Source organism: Pseudoalteromonas sp., from assembly GCF_041629635.1.
Lineage (GTDB): Bacteria > Pseudomonadota > Gammaproteobacteria > Enterobacterales > Alteromonadaceae > Pseudoalteromonas.
The window spans coordinates 1-2,341 of record NZ_JBFKMX010000261.1 but is presented as its reverse complement, the minus strand read 5'-3'; the positions used below and the strand labels follow the sequence as shown (position 1 = coordinate 2,341).

Here is a 2,341-nt window from a genome sequence, read left to right as displayed (position 1 = left end):
TGCGTTTTTCAGTGGCTCGTCTTTAATATTGTGAAGTGAAATGATGTCTTCACCGATAATTTGCTGAATCTTTTCTGCAGCCATTTCGGTGTAACAGGTTGTAGAGCCAAAAAATAAACCAATTTTCATATTAAATTTGTGAGTTGCTGTGAGCTTGATATGATAGGCGCTAGTTTACCTTAACCTATGTGTTATTAATACATTGACAGAAAAACAAACCCCAAGTGTTGAAAATAGCCAACACATAGAGCAGTTTTTAGATGCCCTTTGGCTTGAGCAAGGTTTAAGTGAAAATACCTTAGCGGCTTATCGTAGTGACTTAAATAAATTTGCGATTTTTATTGCGAAAACACCGTTTTTTGATGTTGATGAAGGCATTATTCTCGATTATTTAGCCTATCGTCGAGATAACGGGTTTTCAGCGCGTAGCACTGCTCGGGCGCAAAGTGCGTTAAAACGCTTTTATTTGTATTTTATTGGTTTGAAAAAACTTTCTAGTTCACCGCTTGCCCATATTGAACAACCCAAACTAGGTCAATCACTACCTAAAACGTTAACAGAGCAAGAAGTAGAAGCCTTACTCGATGCGCCTAATCTTGAAGAGCCAATCGAGCTAAGAGATAAAGCCATGCTTGAACTGTTATATGCAACAGGGCTTCGCGTAAGTGAATTAGTTGGCCTGCGTATGGAGCAAATCAATCTGCGTCAAGCTGTGGTATTTGTTAAAGGTAAAGGCAATAAAGAACGTTTAGTGCCGATGGGGGAAGTGGCGCTTGAGTATATTGAAGCGTTTATCAAGTTAGCACGTCCCCAATTAATCAAACACGCGACAGATTTTGTTTTTCCGTCAAAACGCGGTATTGGCATGACACGGCAGACCTTTTGGCATCGCATTAAACATTATGCTATCGTCGCGAATATACAGAGTGAATTATCACCGCATACTTTGCGTCATGCGTTTGCCACACATTTGATCAATCATGGCGCTGATTTACGTGTAGTACAAATGATGTTAGGTCATAGTGACTTATCGACCACACAGATTTATACTCATGTAGCAAAAGAAAGGTTAAAATCCATTCATCAGACGCATCATCCAAGAGCTTGATGAAACAATACGGAATTTTATGTGGCTTAGTACGGTCTAAATATTTATAAGCCCCAGTATTTAAAAATAGAGATTACAAATGAAAAAACTAGCAATCGCAGCTGCTTTGTTGAGTGCGGCATTTAATATTTCAGCAAATGGTGTCGCAGCAGCGAGTATTGATCCTATTGAAACGAAAATTATTGCTGAATTTGAGAAAATTGGTTTAAAAGCAAGTGGTGTAGCAGAAACACCAGTAAAAGGGTTATACGAAGTATTAACAAATCGCGGCGTACTTTACAGCACGGCAGATGGTAAATACTTACTGCAAGGTACCTTACTTGACCTTGAAAACAAAGAGAACTTAACGGAAGTTGCACTAGGTAACTTACGTAAAGAAGGCGTAAAACAATTTGCAGATTCAATGATTGTTTATCCAGCTAAAAACGAAAAGCACAAGGTAACGATTTTTACAGACATAACCTGTGGTTACTGCCGTAAATTACACCGTGAGTTAGAAGATTATCTTGATGCTGGCATTACAGTGCAATACCTTGCTTATCCACGAGCAGGCATTCCAAGTCAAGGTTATGACGATTTACAAGATATTTGGTGTGCAAAAGATGCCGCTAAAGCTCTTACTGATGCAAAAGCAGGTGAAGATGTGGTTGATGTCGCCGCCTGTAATGCACCTGTAAAAGAGCAGTTTGAAATGGGTCAAAGCTTTGGTATTAGTGGTACGCCAGCTATCATTCTTGAAGACGGCACGCTTATTCCAGGTTACCAGCCTGCGGCTCAGTTAAAACAAATTCTTGAAAGTAGCACAAAAGGGTAATTTAACAATTTTGTGAAATAGGGCCGTTAAGGCCCTTTTTAGTCTCAGATTATTAAAAAACGGTTCATGCAAAAAACAATTCAAACTCGTGCACGCGTTGACGACAGTCATTTAGATGCATTGCTTCACCCTGTTATTAAACAAATTTATGCCTCTCGTGGCATTAAAAACAATACTGAACTCGATAACAGCGCAGCGTCACTGCTTGACTTTCGCTTATTAAAAGACATTGATGTTGCTGCAAATATTCTGATTAATGGGCTACATAAACAGGCCAAAATTTTAATCGTGGGTGACTTTGATGCTGATGGTGCAACCAGTACTGCGGTGTTAATGGAAGGCCTACCAATGTTTGGCTTTCAAAATGTCGACTACTTAGTGCCAAACCGTTTCAACTTAGGTTATGGTTTAAGCCCGCA

The 2,341-nt window shown here is 39.5% G+C and carries 2 protein-coding genes and 2 pseudogenes; 3 read left to right on the top strand and 1 reads right to left on the bottom strand.

All coding sequences use genetic code 11. From position 1 onward, the window contains the following. Nucleotides 1-129, bottom strand: a pseudogene (locus ABYD77_RS18920) (flavodoxin FldB); the annotation flags it as partial. A 73-nt stretch (nucleotides 130-202) separates the two neighbouring features. Between ABYD77_RS18920 and xerD the strand changes: the two are divergent. The 3 genes and pseudogenes from xerD to ABYD77_RS18905 form a co-directional block, all read left to right on the top strand. Then, complete coding sequence (gene xerD, locus ABYD77_RS18915) at nucleotides 203-1,108, top strand: site-specific tyrosine recombinase XerD (protein WP_372771640.1); 906 nt, start codon at nucleotides 203-205, stop codon at nucleotides 1,106-1,108. A 79-nt stretch (nucleotides 1,109-1,187) separates the two neighbouring features. Further along, entirely contained in the window at nucleotides 1,188-1,922 is a 735-nt protein-coding gene (gene dsbC, locus ABYD77_RS18910; protein ID WP_372771639.1) for a bifunctional protein-disulfide isomerase/oxidoreductase DsbC, read from the top strand. Nucleotides 1,923-1,988: 66 nt separating this feature from the next. After that, nucleotides 1,989-2,341: pseudogene (locus tag ABYD77_RS18905) on the top strand (single-stranded-DNA-specific exonuclease RecJ); the annotation flags it as partial.

Excerpts from the sequence above, each read along its gene's own strand:
- dsbC (WP_372771639.1), top strand. The coding sequence starts at position 1,188 with ATGAAAAAACTAGCAATCGCAGCTGCTTTGTTGAGTGCGGCATTTAAT.